We start from the raw sequence: 21009 nt of genomic DNA, 5'->3' as shown, positions 1-21009 counted from the left end.
TTCATTAAGCGAATCTGTTTACTGTATCTAACGAATAAAATTCAACATTAAATTAACAAATGAGTCTACTTGAGGTAGTTGTAACATACTTTGATCATAGCTCATATAAGTTGAACGAATAAGTGGATCATTATCTATAGTCACTTTTTCAAATTCAAACATATTCTTATCTATGTTTTTCATCATAATTTCAGGTAAAATCGTTACCCCTACACCACTAATTAACATTTCTTTACATGTAGCAACTTGGTCAACAGTTATCGTCGCATGATAATCTTGTTCTAAATTATCGTTATACCATTGCTTAATTTGATTAATATAAATGGGATCAGCTTGGAATTCAATAAATGGTAGTTTTGTAACTTCATCACGTCTATCTTTAGGATAGATAAAATAGTGATCGTCATTAAACAAATGCGTGTTAGATAAATTCATGACCTTATTTCCTCTAGTAATCATGACATGATAATCTCTATGATTTGCCTTAATCTGTTCTGTAGAACCTACTTGTACTTGAATTTCAACATTAGGAAATTGAGTATTATATAAACTTAATACTTCAGGTAGTAGTGTTTGGCCTATCAAAGAAGAACAACCAATAGAGATTGTTCCATTGACCTCCCCTATATGTGCCTGCATTTTATCAAAAAACAAACGCTCTCTTTTCAACATATCACGTGCATGTTCGATAATCATTGCACCTTCAGTTGTTGTGATAAGTTGCTTTTTCGTTCTTATAAAAACATCTACTCCAAAAGCACTTTCAATAGCTTTTAACCGTTGTGTGACAGCTGGTTGCGAAATATATAATATTTCTGCTGCCTTTCTTAATGTTTTCGTTTCGTCTAATGTAATTAATAAACGATAATCATCTATTTTCATAGTGTCCCCCTAGAATGTAACGTTTCTTTTAAATGCTTCTATATATTGTCATTTCTATTTTTTATACAAGTGTCATATGCATTATTTTTTATCAGACGATTTTACTCGATGCACTTTTTTACTTTTAAATGGATGATTGTGTTTATTTTTCTTATATTTTTGATTGATTTTATGATAACATTTCATCACTTTGCTCTGTATATCATCAAAATTTTCTACAATTTCAATCATTAACTGATGCGCAATAATATATGCCTCGTGATATTGCTTTTGGCTAATTTGCCCATTTTGTAATGCGAATAACAAATCATCTTCATCAACTAATTCATACGATCCGTCGGGCAATACTAAAACGTCTAAACATAAATCTAAAGTACGTGCATTCCCTTTTTGAGTGATATTTTTAATATTAATATCAAAATAATATTCTAGTGGATTCCCCTTATCATCAAACATAACGGTCAAACTATATCTCTTTTTTTCAGGTAATATTTGTAACCATTTATAATTATCATCTGCGACTATAATATTTTGACCAACTACCGTCACCTCTAAAGGTTCACGTACTTTCTTCATCGTGACCAAGCCTATAATACCTTTAAATCTATTATTATTAACTTTAACCTCTGTATATTCTCTTTCAATCAGGCGACGCCAGTGACGTTTGTCTATATATTTTACTTTCACAGTCACCAACTCCTTGTTCTCATTATATAAAAATGGTTCTGTAATGTCATCATATGCCGAACCTAGTTATATATTGTCGTAAAATGGATTTATCTATATTCTACTACATATCAAGACATTTTACTTTAAAACGACTAAATTACTATGAATTTATTTAATTTAAATTCTAATCATTTTAAAACATTAATAGACACTACAATATATATTAAAACTCAGTTAAACATTAACATAAAAAAGCATACCTACGAGGTAAGTTGCTCTCATAGGTATGCCAAAAATCAGCTATTTATCTTTTAGGGCATATTTATCTATAACTGTTTGATGTTCTGGATATAATGCTAATAATTCATGTGCTTTAAATAATTCAAAATGCTTATATTCAAACGCAGGTTGACACATACAACCTACTAAACAGAACCCTTCATTATGTTCAAAAGAAGATGCAAAAATAGTATCTTTAGGTACAACATACTGCAAAACTTCTCCCGCTTCAATATTAGTACCTAATTGTACCGCTTCGTATTTACCATCAGGCATAATCATATGAATAGTTAAAGATTGGCCAGCATGATAGTACCACACTTCGTCAGCATCAATTCGATGAAAATGTGAAATATCATTTGGTGTTAATAGAAAATATATACTACTGAATGCAGCTCTTATTGAATTCGAAGAGCCTTGACGTATACTTTCCTTAAAATACCCACCTTCTGGATGAGGTGTCATTTGTAGTTGATCAATCCAATATTGTGCGTTAGTCATTATTTTAAATCCACATTATGGAATACATTTTGAACATCTTCAAGATCTTCTAATGCATCTACTAATTTTTCAAAAGTCTCTTGATCTTCAGGTGATAACTCAATATCTGTTTGAGGTAACATTTCAAACTCTGCTACTTTGAAGTCTTCAACGCCTGCTTGTCTTAGTGCATCTTGAACTTGTGCAAATTGATCTGGCTCTGCATAAACAATTGTTAAACCTTCAGCATCAATCACATCTCTAACATCTACATCTTGTTCCATCAACTCTTCTAATACATCATCAGCAGACTTACCTTCAATACCAAACGTAGCCGTATGATCAAACATGTAAGCAACTGAACCTGAAACGCCCATGTTACCACCATTTTTACCGAAAGCCGCACGAACATCAGACGCTGTTCTATTCACATTATTTGTAAGTGCATCAACGATTAACATTGAACCACTAGGACCAAAACCTTCATATCTTAAGTGGTCATAGTTTTCTTCTCCAGCACCTTTAGCTTTATCGATTGCTTTATCAATAATATGGTTTGGTACGGAATATGTTTTTGCACGTTCTAATACTAATCGTAAGGCTTGGTTAGATTCAGGATTCGGTTCACCTGATTTTGCTGCTACGTATATTTCTTTACCAAATTTAGCATAAATTCTACTTGTATTTTTATCTTTTTGAGCCTTTTTCTCTTTAATATTATTCCACTTACGTCCCATTATGGTCATCTCGCTTTCATTCTCTATAATTAACATTCTATATTATACATGATTTTGCATCGATTATATACCACTAGTAACCTATCTCTTTGATAACGTTTGAACTCACTATAGTATACAGTTAGATGATATATCATTAAACATAAAAAAATTAGCTCCTAAAATTAGGAACTAACTTATATGTAGATATTTAAATATTTAAATATTCTTCAACATCATTGAATAAAGCATTAAATTCTTTCATGTTGTCTTGATTCATATATAGATAAATTTTTCTTTCGTCTTCTTTAGATCTTACTTTACTTAATTTATCTTTTTCAATCAGTCTACGAATAGAAACTAATAATTTAGTTCTGCTCAATTCTAATTCTGAAATAGCAATTTTTAAAAATGTTTGCATTAACATTTGTTCTTCTTGACAATTCTTTTCTGCCAAGTCTAAAACAGCTAAATCATTTAATGTTAACTTATATTTTTGATCTATATATTCAGATAATGCTTTATATTGTTTGTAAAATTCTAATAACTTATCTAACTTCTCTTTATTCAAAAGACTTGCACCCCCAAATATAAACAGACAACGTATAATAAAATTATCCTAAATATCTGAAAATTTGTCTTTCCTGTTTGTTTTTAATCTATTGTCAAAATTACCGATAAATTTAAATTGAGTTGTGCCACGCTCTTTTGATTTTAGATTCATTTTTAAATATAGTAATCATATAAAAGGAATTATAACTGAGATTAATGTCTAGCGATTTTTCTGTAAAATCATGTTCAATCACTTCTACCATAGGTTTAAAGTAATAATCTATAGTATCTAGAAATTCACTTGTCCAGTCATATTTATTTCTTAAATCTTTGGCTATTAAATGATTTAGGTTTCCACTATAACTATTTATTTTTCCTATAAAAATAAAGTAGCTCTTATTGGGAGGCGTTTGATCAAAACTTACATACACATGACTATCTTCATAGTTCTCATTTGTAGCTTCGTTTTCAATAATTCTCCAATCAAATAAACATAATACGTACCTGTCTTCCAGTTCTACTTTTTTGTAGTAACTTGCATCAACATATTCTTGATTAAATAACCAAGTTAACTCATTAAATATTAAGCCGAATGTTGTTTTAAAACCGTTCTTATCAAATAAGTGTAATGTATTAAAAAGCTGTGTATGATCATATAAATTAAAACCTAATCCGGCAAACGTTTCTCTTAAAGCGGATATCGTTTCAATGATAAGGGGTGCACTATTGCTCAAATCATTATCTTTATCATTGATGAGTTGATGGTTTTCTACATTTAGTAAAATCATCTTCTCTTTTACAAAGTCAATTTCATTCAATATTGCTTTTAAATTCTTTAATTGAATCTCATTTTTTAATAATAAATGCTCATTTTCATCTATTAAATAGGATGTTTTTAATTTGGCATTATCTATAAATAAATATTCGAATTTCAATCGCTTAATTTGTGATTCTATAGATTTTAATAGTACAGGATCATCTAACAAACATGTTATATCTAAACCGATAACATGATTAATATGCAAATCTTGAAACTTAATAATATCTCTATAAACTTCACGTATTTCCTTTTCATCTAAACTGAATACCGAAATCACTTCATATTGATGAGGAATTGACTTCATAGCATTTTTCAATTTTAACACTGCATCATTAAAGCAAATTCCTAAATGATCAATAACTCTATAATTATCAATATTAAAAGCAACCCTTAAACCTCTTTCTATAATAACCTCTGCAATTTTTCGTTTGTCGTCATAAGTCATGACATCACAAATTTCTGTGAGTGTTGGCACAATATAGAAAATAACATCAGTACGAGAAAAGTCATATTTTTCAAACTTATCATATAAAAATAGATATCGAATTTCTTCTATTGTCTGGATTTGAATAATGCTATGAAACGGCTTAACTTTATTAGCCGTTCCAACATCTAGTTGAATATCTTCGTATTTTTCAATATTATGTTGTTCTACTAAATTTTCAACATAAGTTTTGAAAGCTTCAATATCTTCATCAGCTTCAATATTTACTTTAAACATCACATTCTTATCATATTTAGACAATTTACGATAATCATTGGGCGTCACACCCAAATAGCCTTTAAACATTTTAGAAAATGTAGACATATTACTAAAACCTAATGCGTCACTAATATGACTAATTGTGTCATTAGTTGTTAGAAGCATTTCTATTGATTTATTAATTTTTAAAGTATCTACATATCTCTTAAAGCCCATACCTATTAATTGATGGAATTGGGAAGAAATATTTGATTTTGATATAAAAAGATCTGTTGATATATCTTTCAACGTCAATCTCGTTTCAATATGATTATCGATATATTCTAATTCCTCTTTTAAATCATTGTAATATGTATAGTTATATTGATTAACTGCAATATCTTTATCTACAACTGCTTCTGTACCAATGATTTGAACAATTTCCCTTGTAAGTTGATCTAGCATTTCTTGATTATCGTGGTTAATTCTTTTAAGTGCTAACTGTAAAATCAAGTCTTTAAGTAGATTAGAAGATTTAATCAGATTGGATGTATATTGGAATTCAAAAAATGAAAAACCTTGCTCAGTAAACCAATCACTTGTTAGATATAGCATGATCATTCTACCTTTTGTGTCTACACTAAATACATCAGCATTGTTGATGATATAGATGTCGTTATTAATCGTCATTTGTTTACGAAATTTTTGAACATGCATATCACTCTCTAATGGCCAAAATAAGATGATACCATCTTGGCACCTAGTTGTTGGATATTCAACATTAGATAGTATACGCAAATACGAATTCGGCATATTTCTCCCTCTCTTTTCTAATAAACCCAATATAGCTTCTAAACATAATCATCATTCTAAATGCATACTTGAAATAATTTAACGCAATTATAACACGTACCAAAAAAATATACTTGTTTATATATCTATAAAAAATTAAGTTATAAAACAACATAAATATTTTGAATAAAAAAAGATGCGGCGTTAACTTCTTAATGCTTTAGTTAAAGACATTAAGAAAATATTTTACATCAAACAGTTAATTTCACGCCAACATCTTTGTATTTTAACAATCGTTATTTTATTTATCTAAATCGATTTGCCAATCGAAGTATATCTTTAATGATGTTTAACAGATTGATAAATAGATTAAAGCCCATTTCTCTTGGAGAAAATTGCCCTCGCTTCATCCTATTAAAATCATAAAGCGTATATAACAAGAATAATAATAAGCTTACGACTGTAATAATAGTATGGAAAATAGGGTTATGGATAAATATTCCAATAATACTTGCAATAATTAATGCTAATAAAGTAACGAATAAATATCTTCCCATACTTGATGCATCGTTGATTAAAAAGAATCCTACAATACCAAAAGCAATAAAAGCACCAATGGCTAGTATAATATTCTTATAAAAAACTTCCGGTCCTAAATTTTGTAAATAGCTAGTAAACATAGCATATGACAAAAGACCCAATATAATGGCATAAATATGTGAAATAACTAAGCCATACTTACGTGCACGTTGAAATACTAAGGTAATTAATACTAAGACCATTAATGCAAGAGATAAAGGTCTTCTCCATTCCATTGGTAAAAATTGACCAAAATAACACCCAATCCCAAAAATAATCCAATAATACATGAAGAATAGCCAAACTTTAGCATAAGCATGTGAACGATGTTTATCTTTTGTTTCATTTGTATGTTGTGCAGCATGTGACATATATTCTGCTCCTTCATTCATGATTTGTTAATCTAATGGTACGATTTTACAATAATATATTAATTAAAAAAAGTAATAATAATGAAAAATGATATACTTAGTAGGTATTTCTATATATACTATACACTTTGTTACAATTTATAAAACTTTTTTATTGAATTTTTCAATCGAAAACCCACTTCATAACTGTCATATCAGCATTTTTACAAATGAAATATTTCTATTCCCAATTGTTAACAATATTACAAGATAATAACAAACCACACAGAGACTCATATTTTTGTTAGTATGGATAGCGTAGTAAAAAACGAGAACGCGATGATACATCGTTAATCATAATTCTATAAAAAATATTAAAGCAAATTTAAGGAGGAGTCACTTTGAAAAAGTTAGCCTTTGCAGTAACTGCCGCTTCTGGCGCAGCCGCAGCACTTTCTCATCACGATGCCGAAGCTTCTACTCAACATAAAGTTCAGTCAGGTGAATCATTATGGACTATCGCTCAGAAATATAATACGTCAGTAGATAGTATTAAACAAAATAATAATCTAGATAATAATATGGTATTCCCTGGACAAGTCATTACAGTAGGTGGAAGTGCTTCTCAAAGCTCAAGTTCAAACACTTCTTCACAATCAGGATCACCTTCAACACATACTGTACAATCAGGTGAGTCATTAAATATTATTGCAAATAAATACGGTGTATCAGTTAACGAGTTAATGTCAGCAAATAATTTAAACGGTTATTTAATCACACCAAACCAAACTTTAAAAATTCCTAACGGCGGTTCTGGTGCAGGCGCAGGCGCTGGTTCTGGTGGTGCAACAGCTACACAAGGTAATACAAGCACACAATCACCATCATTTAACCATCAAAATTTATATACTGAAGGACAATGTACATGGTACGTATTTGACCGTCGTGCTCAAGCTGGTAAACCAATTAGCACATATTGGTCAGATGCTAAATATTGGGCTACTGGTGCTGCGAATGACGGTTACCAAGTAGACCATTCACCTGAAGTAGGTGCAATTATGCAAAGTGTCCCAGGTCCTTATGGTCACGTTGCATACGTTGAACGTGTTAATGGCGACGGAAGTATCTTAATTTCAGAAATGAACTATACTAATGGACCTTACAACACAAACTACAGAACAATTCCAGCTTCTGAAGTGTCAAGTTACGCATTCATCCACTAACAAAGTGAGATACTATAAAATTAATTATACTTTTCATCAATATATATAAACACCAACAAAGCACATCACTTTGTTGGTGTTTTTTTATTATCTTAACTGATGATCTCTATTTAAATGAAACTTTCCCTTTTATTTATCATCGTAATTAATCTAATACTAAGACAACCATTCTGGCATAAGTGCTTTGATTTCCTTAGCGAGACGCTTTCCTTGTTCATATCCAGCATTACCAACCTCAATAATAACACTCGCATCATAAATATTATCACCTATTATGCTTTTGCTAAATTCATCTGGAGTGATAGTATAGACATCACTTGTGTTGGATAAAGTTATTTCATCATCAAACACATTAGGTAATTTCCCTATTTTCTGTGTTAACGGGGCGATAATCAAAATTTGCTTAAAATCTTTAGCTAAACATGTATTTGTTGATGAAACCATTCCCCCATCAATATACTCTTTTCCATTCATCGTCACATGAGGCCATAATCCTGGAACTGCTCCACTTGCTGCTACAGAATCGATCAAATCCATTCCAATTTGTTGATTAATCGTTTCCAATTGTCCAGTCCGAGCATTGATAGCCGTTATCACTAATTGCGACGTCCATTTTGAACCGTTTAATCTTTTAGCTATCGCCTTTTTTCTTTCCTTCATTGAAATAACAGGTTGAACTTGGTCGATCATCTCTCCAAGTAATCGTCCAATATTTTCTTGGTTATTTCCACCCTGAATATAAGCCTGTCTCCACATCTCATAAACTTCTTTTTTTAGCTTAGTCTGCTCATTAGGGTCCTTATTTTCATTCAGATAGTGGTAATATGCTTTCATGTCTTGATTATTTGATAATACTGCGCCAACAAAGGCTCCTGCAGAAGTCCCAAAAATTTTGCCAATTTGACTTATGTTCATGCCATTTTCAATAAGTGCTGCTAATACACCTGACTCCCATGCGATGCCTGTAATTCCGCCACCACCTAAAACAAGTGCGCGTTCATTCTTCATTTCTCTTCCCCCTATTATACTCTCTTAATTTGTAACATTTAATGTATAAAAAAGGTTGAGCGAGTTTCTTACCCGCTCAACCTGACTATTTAAATCGCTATGTTATATATTATTTTAAGAAGAAATGCATGATAAAGTATACAAGTGCTGCTAATACTGCTGAAATAGGTAATGTAATTACCCAAGTAATTAACATACGTTGTGCTGTACTCCATCTAACACCTTTCGCACGGTTAGAAGCACCAACACCTAAAATTGATGAAGATACAACGTGTGTAGTTGAAAGTGGGAAATGTAATGATGATGCTACGAAAATAGTTAACGCAGATGACAAGTCAGCTGCAGCACCATTCGCTGGTCTGATTTTCATAATATTACCACCAACAGTTTTGATGATTTTCCAACCACCGACTGCTGTACCAAGACCCATAGCAGTAGCACATGCAATTTTAACCCATAATGCTGGTTCTACGTTTGAACCATTTTGAATATTAGCAACGATTAAAGCTAAAGTAATGATCCCCATTGATTTTTGCGCATCGTTAGTACCATGTGAGAATGATTGTAACGCTGCAGTGAAGATTTGTAGGAATCTAAAGTTACGATTAGCACGTGTTAAGTTAGCATTTTTAAATACGACTTTAACAATTGAATACATAATAAAACCAACGCAGAAAGCAACAATTGGAGATACGATTAATACGATAATAATTTTAGTGAAACCTTGATAATGTAAAACTCCAAATGATCCTTCTGAAGCAATAGCTGCACCTGCGATTGAACCAATTAAAGCATGTGATGATGAACTTGGAATACCATATAACCAAGTGATTAAGTTCCATGCAATCGCAGCGATAATTGCTGCTAAAACTACAACCAATCCATGTTGTAATTTAAATGGATCTACAATGTCTTTTGTTATCGTACCAGCGACTCCAGTAAATGCTAAAGCACCAATAAAGTTCATAACTGCTGCTAATAAAATGGCTGTTCTTGGAGTTAATGCTCTCGTAGATACGGCTGTAGCTACAGCATTGGCTGTATCATGGAAACCATTGATAAAGTCAAATATTAATGAAAATATAACTATAGCTATCGTGACGATTAAAATATATTCCATAAGTGAGGACTCCCTTTAGCTATTTTTCATGATTATAGTTTCAAAATTATTTGCGACTGTTTGGCATTTATCTGCAATTTCTTCCATGCTTTGATAAATATCTTTTATTTTAATTAATGTGATTGGATCTGTTTCACTGTTGAAGATATGTTTCATAGATTGTCTTAAAATACCGTCACAGTTCGTTTCAAACTCTTTAATATTAATTGAGTGAATACGCATGTGAGATAATTTTTTATCTACTAATAAACCTACAGCTAGTTTCATTTCTGCAACTGCCTTTTGAATATTTTCAACAAATTCAGCCATGTATTCGTCTGTATATTCGATAGAATACATTTCAAACATTGCTGACGTTTCTTCCATAGCATCTAATACATCATCAATTGCATTACATAAAGATAAGATATCTTCACGTTCAATTGGTGTGATAAAAGTCTGATTTAAATCAGTAATCACTTGATGCATTAATTCATCACCATGAGATTCATAAGTTTTGATATTATCAGAATATGCTTTTAAATCTAAGTGTGTATTGAAATCCATTTTACCGAACTCAATTGCTGCACGATCAAGATTAAAAACCATTTCTTCTAACTGAACCATGAACTTATCTTTTTTCTTACTAAACATTCAAAATCCTCCATTTGAGCGATTGTTGCCAATCACATTCATAAATTTTTACTCCATAAAACCTATTATAAGAAACACATTTACAATTTTCAGAAAAAAGGAGATTCACTTTTTCATTTTGTAAATATTATGTAAATCATAGTTATAAGCAATGATGATTGCATTCATATAAATTGCGATTTGTTCCTACTTGAAAATATCACAAAATTTACATAACTACAATTCAATTTACAAATTCTTAACAAATACGCAATTAAAAATTTACATACCCTTTCCTATTATGCACAAAAGGAGTATAATGACCAATCCACTTTATAATTTAACGTTTTAAATGATGTCTTTCAATCAATTTCCCATGTAGTAAGTATAAAACATAAATTTTGCTATCTTACCTGTTCCACTTTATACTAGCATTACTATACTAAAGGAGATAACTATGGAATTTACATTAAAATCGATTCAAGAAGCACATGAAAAATATACAGGTCCTGATTTCCCCAAACTATTTAAAGCATTTAAAGACATGGGAATGGTCAGTAATGAAGTGAATATTCAGCATGGTACATCTGTTTATACAAATACTAACGAACAAACGATTACCGCTGAAGGTGTTAAAGTATCACATCCTATCGCGGATACTTCAAATACAGATGAGGTAAAAGACATTCTTAAACGACATCAAGCAGGGCAGACTGATTTCCCTACATTTTGTGAAGAAATGGCTCAAGCTGGTATCTATAAATGGTATATCGATATCAATGCTGGTACTTGTTCATATATTGATTTAAAACAACAAACTATTGTGAGTGAACAAATCCCGCAATAATCATTCAAATCATATAGTTAAAGGATTTCATTGTACATTTTATAATCACAATGAAATCCTTTTTTATTAATCTTAAATTGAATGTCTAATTGTTCTTTTAGAGTGGTTATACGCTGTTAGAGCAAATACAGCATAGATGGCTGTGTACACTGCCATAACAATAAATATAGGGATTTGATTGGTCGCACCTAATAATGACATAAATGCTAATGAAGCAAAATAAGCATGTAATAAAGCAATGATTAATGGTAATGCAAAGTTAAATAGAACCTTTAATTTCAAACCTTTTGCCATATCTCGATGTGAAAATCCTAATTTACGCAATATAGAATAATTTTCTATTTCATCTTCTGTTTCATCGATTTGCTTAATATATATGATACAGCCTGCAGCAATTAAAAATGTGATCCCTAAAAATGATGTAACAAATAGTAATACACCCGTTAAACTAGAAATTTCACTTGCCGCTTCACTTCTTGTTTCAATATTTTTATCTACATTTTTTACCGCGCTTTGCAATTCCGGCATATCCTTTTTATGCTTAATATCAAATCCATATTGAGACACAATATCTTTAGCTTTAGCATGATTTCTCAAGTATTGGTAATCTTTATCATTTAATACTAAAGTAGGCCCTCCTAAATCAACATCGCTCATAAAATAAACTTGGTTTATTTCTTTATTTAATTTAACCTTGATGGCGTGTTGATGTGTACCTAATTGTGTTGCACCGTGTTTCTTATATTTCATGACATCACTCACTTTACCTTCAGGTACAATAATATCTGTGTAACCCTTCGACACTTCAACATTAGGGATATACTTGTCACTTGTTACAGATACTTCATATGGTTTAGCAATGCCTTTTTCAAATAATTTATCTTTAAACAGCTTACTATAAACAACTTCTTTATAATTATAAAAATGCTCAATATTTTTATTGTTTAATTCATATGCTAATTCATTTGCCTTTTCTTTATCTTTTAATGTCACATCATGTGGCGAATTCAATAGAACTTCATTGGTTAACGTCCCACGACTAATCGCTGCAAAACACAATACTGATACAGTAATAGCAGAAATAATTGTCATAACAGTTAAAGAAAATGCATTTTTCTTTATACGATACATAATTGGTGCAGTAAACATCACATCGTTGACGCTTACTGTATCTTGTCTCACTTTTTTAATTGCTTTAAAAATTAAAGAAACAGTACTTCTAAAAAAGAAATATGCTCCAATCACAGTACATATTAAAATGACAAACGGTTGAAAAATACTATTAAAATGTTGAACAACTGTAGTCGATAAATAGTAACCTGTCAGAATCATAAGAACGCCTAATACACCTAAAATTAATTCACCAATTGTAAAACGATTATGGTTGATTTCTCTCTTAGTCATATTAGAGGCTAATTCTATAATCGAACGTCTCCTTATATAAAAATAGCTTTGACCTATGGTTAAAATATATGCCACAACAATTAATAAAATTGCTTGTAAAATAGCAGACACACTGAAAATGATTGAAACAGTAATGTTAATACCGAGTAATCTTAGAACAATCATTAATAGTATCTTAGATCCAAAAATACCGATGATAATACCTAAAATAGAAGTCGCTATAAAAATAAGTAACTGTTCAATCATAATCATTTGTAAAATATTGAATCTTGAAAGACCGATTGTTTGCAATAAGGCAAATTCACGACCTCTCCGTTTTAAAAATAACAAATTCGCGTACAAAATAAATACGATAATAATGATAAATAGAAAATAACTACCTATTTGAGAGCCTTCTTTAATGATTGGATAATTCTGGTTGCCATGTAAATGATGTGCATATTTTAAAGTAATAAAACTAAAATACAGTACTACACTAATCACTAAAGAAAATAAATATATGGCATAATGCGAAAACTTTTGTTGGAAGTTTTTAAAAATAATTTCTTTAAAGGTCATAATTCACGCCACCAAGTACACTTTGTGTTCTAATAATTTCATTATAAAAGGTTTGTTTATCATCTTCACCTTGGAAAATTTCTGTAAATATTCTTCCATCTTTTAACATAACTACTCGATTTGAATAACTGGCAGCTACTGGATCATGTGTAACCATTATAATTGTAGTATCAAATTTCTCATTCATTTTGCACAGTCGTTTTAATAAGTCTTGTGTACTTTTAGAGTCTAATGCTCCTGTTGGTTCATCAGCAAAGATAATTGACGGGTTAGTAATAAAGGCTCTAGCGGCAGACGTTCTTTGGATTTGTCCTCCTGACAATTCAGATGGATACTTATCACTGATATCACTAATATTTAATGCCTCCACGATTCGATCATATCGCTGTTTCATTTCTTGTTTATCTATTTTCTTCACCGATAATGGTAGCATAATATTTTCTTTTACAGTTAAGGTATGCAAGACATTATAATCTTGGAAAATAAACCCAATGTCTTTTTTACGAATATTTGATAAAGCTTTGTTTGATAATTTATCTAATGATTGACCATTTAATTTAATCGATCCTCGCGTTGCATAATCTATGGAACTGAGTACATTCAATAAGGTTGTTTTTCCTGAACCAGATGGCCCCATAATCGAGATAAATTCACCTTTTTCAACTGATAAATTGATATCGTGTAACACTTCTTGCGGTGAATATTGATTCCCATATATTTTTGTTAATTGTTTTACTTCTAATATTGCCACTTTAACACTCCTATGATTATCAACTGTTTATCGTTGATGCCACATCATTTGTAGATATAATGAAACGCATAACTATTCAATATTATTATAACGATTGTATATAACAAATGCGCTAATTCTGTGTAACAAAACGCATGTTTAAAATGACAATGTTGTCACTTCAGACATGCGTTCAATCACTTCATTTTGTTGTGGGAATATGAGACTAAAAGTAGTTCCTTTTCCTACGCTAGATTCCACTTTAATTTCAATTCCTAATTGTGATTTAACACTATCAACCAAATACAAACCCATACCTGAGGACGTCGTTTCATTTCTATTAGCTGTTGACGTGTAACCTCTTTCAAAAATTCTTGGCATATCTTTCTTACTTATACCCCGTCCATAATCCTTTATTTCTAATACGATATGCTGATCTGTGCATTTACCATTCATTTCGATCATATTATCTTCACTATATTTTAATGAATTAGATAATATTTGTCTGATCATCATACGGCACCATTTTAAATCTGTATAAACTTTAAAATCATCCGTAAAATTCAATTCAAATCCAATACCTTTAGCCTGACTAATATGACGCGTCAACTGAATTTCATCTATAACCATTCGTTTTAAAGATACATAGTCAAAGTACATATCTTTATTTTGAGTTTCTAACCTTGTTAAATATAATTGTTTATCTAACATTTCATTAATACGCGACCATTCATATAACAATGCTTGTTTACGTTTATAATCTTGCTCTTGATCAATTAATAACTTCATTGCTGTTACTGGTGTTTTAATATCATGAACAAATTCTGTAATACTTTGTTCATGGTTTTTGATTTGTACCTGTTGCGCTAATACCTTATCTTTTTGCGATGTTATATTTCGATATAAATAGTCTACGATTTGTTGTTGAAATGGTGTTTCAGCTAAATCTTTATGTTTAATTTCTTCTATTTCTTTATTTTTATAAAAGTGCTTAGACAACCTAGATTCTTTGAAAAACGTAAAAATAATGAATAATACACTCATACCTAAGTTCAAAACTACGATATACCAAACACTATCTGCTGCAATATCATAATCTATATACGAAATTCCGATCATAACTAGATTGATAAATACAATCCATAAGATCCAATTTAATCGCGATTTAACGAATAACCAAAACCACTTTAAATTATTCATGTGCCATATATCCTTTACCAACCTTAGTTTCTATCGCACTGTCCATACCTATTTCAGATAGTTTCTTTCTCAAGCGATTGACATTGACAGTCAAGGTATTATCACTTACAAAAGCTTCATCATCCCATAATGCGGTGATTAGCGTATCACGTGAGACAATTTGATTTCTTTTATTGACTAACATTTCTAAAATGATCATTTCTGTTTTAGATAAAAAGATAGCTTGATCACCTTTTTGAATACTATCCTTTGATAGATCTACTACAGCATCTTGCCAGTTCAATGTACGTTTTTCTTCAACACCAAATTCGTATACTCTGCGATAAACCGCCTGGAGTTTAGCTATTAAAACATTGGTATAAAATGGTTTTTGAATATAATCATCAGCACCTAACTCCATGCTCATGACTTGATCCATTGGATTATCTCGGGATGATAAGAATAAAATAGGTACATTAGACACTTGTCTCATTTTTCTACACCAATAAAAGCCATCATATTTTGGCAATTGCACGTCTAGAATAACAATTTCTGGATTAAATGCTTCAAATGTATCCATAACATTTCCAAAATCATCTATACCAACCACATTAAAATCCCATTGTTCTAACTCTTTTTTTAGTTCTTGGAACAATGTATTATCATCTTCTACTAATAATATTTGCATTCATATCACCTTATTATTTTGTGTATTTAATTTTTTCTCCAGATTGAACTCGTCCTTGAAAATGTTTGATGCGACAATCTACTTCAAATCCACGCATCATAATACCTTGTAGTGGCGCTTGAACAAAATAATATACAGGCCAAAACATTTTAGGAATGTAATCATATAGATGAACTATAACGATTGCATTATTTTTTAACAATCGAAACTCTAATTTACCTTGCTTTTTCGCATTGGATTTTACTAACTTACCTCCAACTAAATATAAAGTGATAAGATTTTCCTCTGTTAACACTTTCTTAAAAATAGCCAATGGTTTGTTTTTACTTTTTAAATATATATAATAATGGTCATCACTATGATACGTCTTAACAATCGTTCCTTTGGTTTTATCTAACCAATTAAAAAAGTATTCTACAACTTGATTAAGTGTCCATTTTTTAGGCAAAACCATTTTCATAGCTGTTCTAACATCATCGTACTTAGATACTTGCAATTCGACATTGATATGTGGACGTTTAATTTCCAGTTTCGTACGCTCTACAGGTACACCATAAGCGCCTAAACGTTCCATCGTTTGATTATCATTTCGACTTCCCGGAATATATACTAACTTTTTAACATGATTCACTGCCGCTGCCCTACCAAAGTTATCAGCAGCAATTAAATTAAGATCTCGCGCTGTTGCTTGCGTTAATTTTGCTGAATTTTTCGTTGGATCTAAATAAAAAATAGCTATATCTATCTCTTTCATTGCTTCAACAACATCTTGATAATTAAAAATATCGCTCTGTAACCATGTCATATCGGTTGCATTAACATGTTCTGGTTTAGGATACTTGGACAATACATATAAATCGGCATCATTTTCAATGACTGAACTTAAATGTTTTCCAATATAGCCTGTGCCACCTGCTAAAAGTACTTTTGGTTTCATATTTTAAACTCCCTTGTGTATAATGAACACTCCATCGTGTGCAATTACACGATTCAAAGCAAACTTAACTTATTTATATTATAATATAGAAGTAGCAGAAACTTAAATGAATATAGGAGTGTTTTCATGCCTCACGCTATTCGTGAAATTAGTATAAAAGACGTAGACAATTTTATAGACTTACTTACTAAAATCTATGATGAATCAGAATTCACATTTTACAATCCTGGTGAATATGCACCTAGTACTAACGAAGTGATTAAACGCTTAGAAGATTATATTACCTCTTCTTCTAAGGCGATTTTCGTTGTCGAAAGTAATGATCAACTTGTAGGATACGGTTTTGTAGGTACTGAAACATATGAACGTACACGTCATGAAGCGATTGTTTATCTAGGTGTAAAAAAACTGTACCAAAAAGACGGCGTCGGACAAACTTTAATTAATGCGATAGAAGCCTGGTCCCTCAATCATAATATCCGTCGAATTGAAGCAACAGTAGTACCTGAAAATGATGGAGCTGTTAACTTATTTAAGAGCGCTGGATTCCAAATTGAAGGCGAACTAAAAGATAAGTTGTATATTAACAACAAATATTATAATGAATACGTGATGGCTAAAATTTTAAATTAATTATTTATGATAATTACATATTGAATTTTATCATATAATTAGATGAAATAAGTTGATAACGATATATCATGTATAAAAACACCGTAAAGCGACTATTGTTGTCGTTTTACGGTGTTTTGCTTCATTTATTCACTAAATGGGTCTAATTGTACATCTTTATTCAAATTATTGTTTTCATTGTGATTAGATTGATTGTTTCGTTCAACACCTGAAGAAGATGTGTTTCTACTTAAGAATAAGAGTACCCGTTTAATATTCTCTTTGGATTCTGGTTTATTTAAATGAAATTGATATTGATGGTGTAAGTGATGTGAACCATCATAAAATAATGTTTCAGCTGGCACATCTTTTTCTTTTAATTTTTTATAAAAATCTATGTTCTGACTATAAAATGGATCCGCATCACCCACTGATAAAAATGTAGGCGGATAATCTTTAGTTATTTGATTTATCGTAGACATTTGAGATAAGTTTTTAAAATTACTCTCCCAATTTGTTGTACCTGTATAACTTCTCATAAATAATTGGATCCTAGGAAACTCTGTAGCTTTAACTGTCTTCATATCATAGAAACCACCAAAGAATATCGCTGCTTTAATTTGAGAAGGTTTAAATTCGGGTTCAAATTTCATTTCATCACGTAACGATTGATTTGTTTGCATAGCAACATATTGACTGGTTAATTGTGCGCCAGCAGAATCACCACCTATAATGACTTGATCAAAATCAATAGGCAAATCATGTTCATTCGTTTTTATAAATTTGACAGCTTTGTTCATTTGTTCAATAGGTGTAGGATACTTATATTGAGGCGCTAACGCATAGTTGACGTTTACCACAATGTAACCTTGCTCAGCTATTTTGGATAGTAAAGGATTTTTATACTGTTTATCACCAGCAATAAAACCACCACCATGCATCCAAAAGATGACTGGTAACTTACTATCTTTATTCATATCAGATGGCATAATAATATCTAATTTACTATTAGGTATGCCTTGACCATAAGAAATATTCTGTAAGACTTTCACGTTTTTATTATTTATTTGGACTTTTTCTTTATTTTGTTGTTGTCGGTGTTCATGATCATAATGTTTTTTCAATAACAGACCAGTACTAGTACCTACTATTAAAATAACAACGACAGTTATCAACAACCATTTATGTTTTGCCTTCATGACGGATAATCCTCTCATCAATGCTCACTTATATTATTAATTGGCATAATAATTACATTAAAAAAGCAATTCACCTTCTATTTAAAAAGATGAATTGCTTTTAAGATTAAATCAATCGCTTTTAATTGTAAAGTACATCAAATTACATATCATTATGCAATATGTTTTTTGTCATCACTCTTACGTTTATAATATTTGATTAGTACGGCAACAACTATAAATAAACCGACTACACCCATAATATTATATAAATAGTTTATTAAATCAGCAAATCCTACGAAACTTAAAATGTAGGCCGCAATCATCATTATAATAATGAACACATGATATTTTTTACTATATGGTTCAGTGAAACGTGCTGCAAATGAGTAACATAACCCTAATATAGTGTTATACATTACTGCCAACATAATAATTGTTAAAACTAATCCAATCCATGGATTGATTTCATTTGCTAAATTCAGTGTAGGAATAGCTGCATCTTTAATTTGTGGGTATTCTGCTTGTAATGCAAAGTTAATTAGCGCTAATAGAATAGTATAAACAATACCACCAAATAACGCACCTGCACCTGAAACTTTTCGCTTAGATGCATCTCCACCAATTGCCACAACTGTACTAAAACCTACTGCAAATGCAAGACCACCATATTGAATACCTTTAAGAATACCTAAAATGATGTTTGGCTTATCTACAGTATCATTAACTTTATTCAATGGTATAGATCCATTAAACAAATAGTACACTGCAATTAATACAACCATCACAATTAAAAATGGTGTCACAATACCCAAAGCTCTTACTATTTTATTGAAATCTAATAGTAATGTGCCATAAATAACTACAGTCATAATTAGAGCACCTAACCAAATGGGTACATTAAAACTTTCTTGGAAGGCTGATCCAGCACCCGCAATCATCGTAACGGCGATACCAAATAAAAAGAATACAAGAATGTAATCGAAAATCTTACTAAATTTATCGCCGAAGACATATTGCAATGTAGATTCATGATTAGTTGCTTCAAAAGCTGTTCCTATTTTGGCTACTTGTCTACCTATAAACCCTAAAATTAAACCTGATAAAAGGACACCAATGTATGACCATAAGCCATAAGGTGTAAAGAATTGCATCACTTCTTGTCCGGTTGAAAAACCTGCACCGACAACGATGCCGACATAGGCGAAACCAATTTTTATAGCTTCTTTATTGAGCCCCATGAAAAGTTTACCTCCTTCGTTTCGCATATTTTGAATTATAACGTACTGTTATTTAATTTCAACCCAACTCAATGCATGTTAAAAAAGCCTAAATCCGTGATTTAGACTTATATACCAACTGTTTTCACTAATCTACAAAATATAAAATTCATACTTTTCTAACAATTCTACAATAATTTATTTATTAAAATCACATTTATTTTAATGCAAAATAATTTATAATTTCACAATAAAAAGTCATTGAAACGATCAGACTCATCTCAATGACTTTTATTAATCAAAATTAATATTCATTTTTTAACGTGCGTTACGATGTTGATTGAGTTCATTTATATCAACAACAACATTATCCATACGTTTCGCTGTATCTTTCAATACATTACGAGCCACGTTGTTATTAGGATCTAATTTAAGAATACGTTTTGCAATATCAAAGGCCTTTTTATCAGAGATAACAGGCTCTGGAATTGCATGTAGTAATAGCATTTGTAATAAGCTTTTAACTTCATTTCCGTCAGTTATTTTTATGGATGAATCTGCATGATAATACGCAGAATGTAAAGCACCTTCATAGTCACTTAGTGGATAAACAAGTAATAAGAATGCTAAGTCATGCAATTCTGCTGTCTCTTCCACTTTCATCATGTCTAAAATACAAGTATAAAACATCATACTTTCTACTTCATGAGCACTTGAAATATATGCTTCTTCAAATTCCATAAAATCTGTTTCGGACATCAATTGTCTTACTAAATCAAACTCGCCATTCAATACATGTTTCTTTATAAGATGTTGCATGGCAATGTCCTCCTATTAGCCAGATTTTATCGTACATTTAATATTAATCATATCACAGATATCCTTAACTTTC

The 21009-nt window shown here is 30.8% G+C and carries 21 protein-coding genes; 3 read left to right on the top strand and 18 right to left on the bottom strand.

The window, feature by feature from the left end; all coding sequences use genetic code 11:
- Positions 1-27: 27 nt before the first annotated feature.
- The 7 genes from ACZ267_RS07655 to ACZ267_RS07625 all read right to left on the bottom strand — a co-directional run bounded on the left by ACZ267_RS07655 (position 28) and on the right by ACZ267_RS07625 (position 6822).
- Positions 28-882: a LysR family transcriptional regulator gene (locus ACZ267_RS07655; RefSeq protein WP_002451001.1), complete on the bottom strand. Its 855-nt coding sequence runs from the start codon at positions 880-882 to the stop codon at positions 28-30.
- An 81-nt stretch (positions 883-963) separates the two neighbouring features.
- Positions 964-1569 carry a ribonuclease FAU-1 family protein gene (locus tag ACZ267_RS07650; RefSeq protein WP_015365314.1) on the bottom strand — a complete coding sequence of 202 codons (606 nt, stop codon included), beginning with the start codon at positions 1567-1569 and terminating at the stop codon, positions 964-966.
- A 282-nt stretch (positions 1570-1851) separates the two neighbouring features.
- Positions 1852-2331 carry a cupin domain-containing protein gene (locus ACZ267_RS07645; RefSeq protein ID WP_002465994.1) on the bottom strand — a complete coding sequence of 160 codons (480 nt, stop codon included), beginning with the start codon at positions 2329-2331 and terminating at the stop codon, positions 1852-1854.
- Positions 2331-3047 carry a YebC/PmpR family DNA-binding transcriptional regulator gene (locus tag ACZ267_RS07640; RefSeq protein WP_002465997.1) on the bottom strand — a complete coding sequence of 239 codons (717 nt, stop codon included), beginning with the start codon at positions 3045-3047 and terminating at the stop codon, positions 2331-2333. The genes ACZ267_RS07645 and ACZ267_RS07640 overlap by 1 nt, the downstream gene beginning before the upstream one ends.
- 190 nt (positions 3048-3237) lie before the next feature.
- Entirely contained in the window at positions 3238-3597 is a 360-nt protein-coding gene (locus ACZ267_RS07635) for a transcriptional regulator, SarA/Rot family (RefSeq protein ID WP_002451005.1), read from the bottom strand.
- Positions 3598-3709: 112 nt separating this feature from the next.
- Positions 3710-5893, bottom strand: a complete 2184-nt coding sequence (locus tag ACZ267_RS07630) for a helix-turn-helix domain-containing protein (RefSeq protein ID WP_047210666.1) — start codon at positions 5891-5893, stop codon at positions 3710-3712.
- Between the two features lie 284 nt (positions 5894-6177).
- Positions 6178-6822, bottom strand: coding sequence for a Bax inhibitor-1/YccA family protein (locus tag ACZ267_RS07625; protein ID WP_002465958.1), 645 nt, complete (start codon positions 6820-6822; stop codon positions 6178-6180).
- Positions 6823-7202: 380 nt separating this feature from the next.
- On the opposite strand from ACZ267_RS07625, the gene ACZ267_RS07620 reads away from it, so the two are divergent.
- Positions 7203-8024, top strand: coding sequence for a LysM peptidoglycan-binding domain-containing protein (locus ACZ267_RS07620; RefSeq protein WP_015365317.1), 822 nt, complete (start codon positions 7203-7205; stop codon positions 8022-8024).
- Between the two features lie 156 nt (positions 8025-8180).
- On the opposite strand, the gene ACZ267_RS07615 is transcribed toward ACZ267_RS07620, so the two are convergent.
- The 3 genes from ACZ267_RS07615 to ACZ267_RS07605 all read right to left on the bottom strand — a co-directional run bounded on the left by ACZ267_RS07615 (position 8181) and on the right by ACZ267_RS07605 (position 10785).
- Entirely contained in the window at positions 8181-9032 is an 852-nt protein-coding gene (locus ACZ267_RS07615) for a patatin-like phospholipase family protein (RefSeq protein ID WP_463680304.1), read from the bottom strand.
- Between the two features lie 109 nt (positions 9033-9141).
- Positions 9142-10152 carry an inorganic phosphate transporter gene (locus ACZ267_RS07610; RefSeq protein WP_002465970.1) on the bottom strand — a complete coding sequence of 337 codons (1011 nt, stop codon included), beginning with the start codon at positions 10150-10152 and terminating at the stop codon, positions 9142-9144.
- Between the two features lie 15 nt (positions 10153-10167).
- On the bottom strand, positions 10168-10785 hold the full coding sequence (locus ACZ267_RS07605) for a DUF47 domain-containing protein (RefSeq protein ID WP_002433514.1): 618 nt from the start codon (positions 10783-10785) through the stop codon (positions 10168-10170).
- A 436-nt stretch (positions 10786-11221) separates the two neighbouring features.
- On the opposite strand from ACZ267_RS07605, the gene ACZ267_RS07600 reads away from it, so the two are divergent.
- On the top strand, positions 11222-11611 hold the full coding sequence (locus ACZ267_RS07600) for a DUF1398 domain-containing protein (RefSeq protein WP_002465992.1): 390 nt from the start codon (positions 11222-11224) through the stop codon (positions 11609-11611).
- A 72-nt stretch (positions 11612-11683) separates the two neighbouring features.
- Here the strand turns inward: ACZ267_RS07600 and ACZ267_RS07595 are convergent, their stop codons facing one another.
- The 5 genes from ACZ267_RS07595 to ACZ267_RS07575 all read right to left on the bottom strand — a co-directional run bounded on the left by ACZ267_RS07595 (position 11684) and on the right by ACZ267_RS07575 (position 17107).
- Positions 11684-13573, bottom strand: coding sequence for an FtsX-like permease family protein (locus ACZ267_RS07595; protein ID WP_002465976.1), 1890 nt, complete (start codon positions 13571-13573; stop codon positions 11684-11686).
- Entirely contained in the window at positions 13563-14324 is a 762-nt protein-coding gene (locus ACZ267_RS07590) for an ABC transporter ATP-binding protein (RefSeq protein WP_002465987.1), read from the bottom strand. The genes ACZ267_RS07595 and ACZ267_RS07590 overlap by 11 nt, the downstream gene beginning before the upstream one ends.
- A 138-nt stretch (positions 14325-14462) precedes the next feature.
- Positions 14463-15503, bottom strand: coding sequence for a sensor histidine kinase (locus ACZ267_RS07585; protein ID WP_015365319.1), 1041 nt, complete (start codon positions 15501-15503; stop codon positions 14463-14465).
- Positions 15496-16170 (bottom strand): response regulator transcription factor GraR/ApsR, encoded by a 675-nt coding sequence (gene graR / locus ACZ267_RS07580; RefSeq protein ID WP_002451014.1) that lies wholly within the window; start codon positions 16168-16170, stop codon positions 15496-15498. Before graR ends, ACZ267_RS07585 begins: the two co-directional genes overlap by 8 nt.
- A gap of 13 nt (positions 16171-16183) precedes the next feature.
- Positions 16184-17107 carry an NAD-dependent epimerase/dehydratase family protein gene (locus ACZ267_RS07575; protein ID WP_015365320.1) on the bottom strand — a complete coding sequence of 308 codons (924 nt, stop codon included), beginning with the start codon at positions 17105-17107 and terminating at the stop codon, positions 16184-16186.
- Positions 17108-17233: 126 nt separating this feature from the next.
- On the opposite strand from ACZ267_RS07575, the gene ACZ267_RS07570 reads away from it, so the two are divergent.
- Positions 17234-17740, top strand: a complete 507-nt coding sequence (locus ACZ267_RS07570; protein ID WP_002465993.1) for a GNAT family N-acetyltransferase — start codon at positions 17234-17236, stop codon at positions 17738-17740.
- A 125-nt stretch (positions 17741-17865) separates the two neighbouring features.
- Here the strand turns inward: ACZ267_RS07570 and ACZ267_RS07565 are convergent, their stop codons facing one another.
- The 3 genes from ACZ267_RS07565 to ACZ267_RS07555 all read right to left on the bottom strand — a co-directional run bounded on the left by ACZ267_RS07565 (position 17866) and on the right by ACZ267_RS07555 (position 20936).
- Complete coding sequence (locus tag ACZ267_RS07565) at positions 17866-18918, bottom strand: alpha/beta hydrolase (protein ID WP_015365321.1); 1053 nt, start codon at positions 18916-18918, stop codon at positions 17866-17868.
- 152 nt (positions 18919-19070) lie between these two features.
- On the bottom strand, positions 19071-20138 hold the full coding sequence (locus ACZ267_RS07560) for a YkvI family membrane protein (RefSeq protein WP_002465991.1): 1068 nt from the start codon (positions 20136-20138) through the stop codon (positions 19071-19073).
- A 297-nt stretch (positions 20139-20435) separates the two neighbouring features.
- Positions 20436-20936 (bottom strand): hypothetical protein, encoded by a 501-nt coding sequence (locus ACZ267_RS07555; RefSeq protein ID WP_002465974.1) that lies wholly within the window; start codon positions 20934-20936, stop codon positions 20436-20438.
- Positions 20937-21009: the final 73 nt, after the last annotated feature.

Source organism: Staphylococcus sp. AC872 (assembly GCF_979255425.1).
The sequence above is the reverse complement of the archived record's forward strand: the minus strand, read 5'-3'. Positions and strand labels throughout refer to the sequence as shown.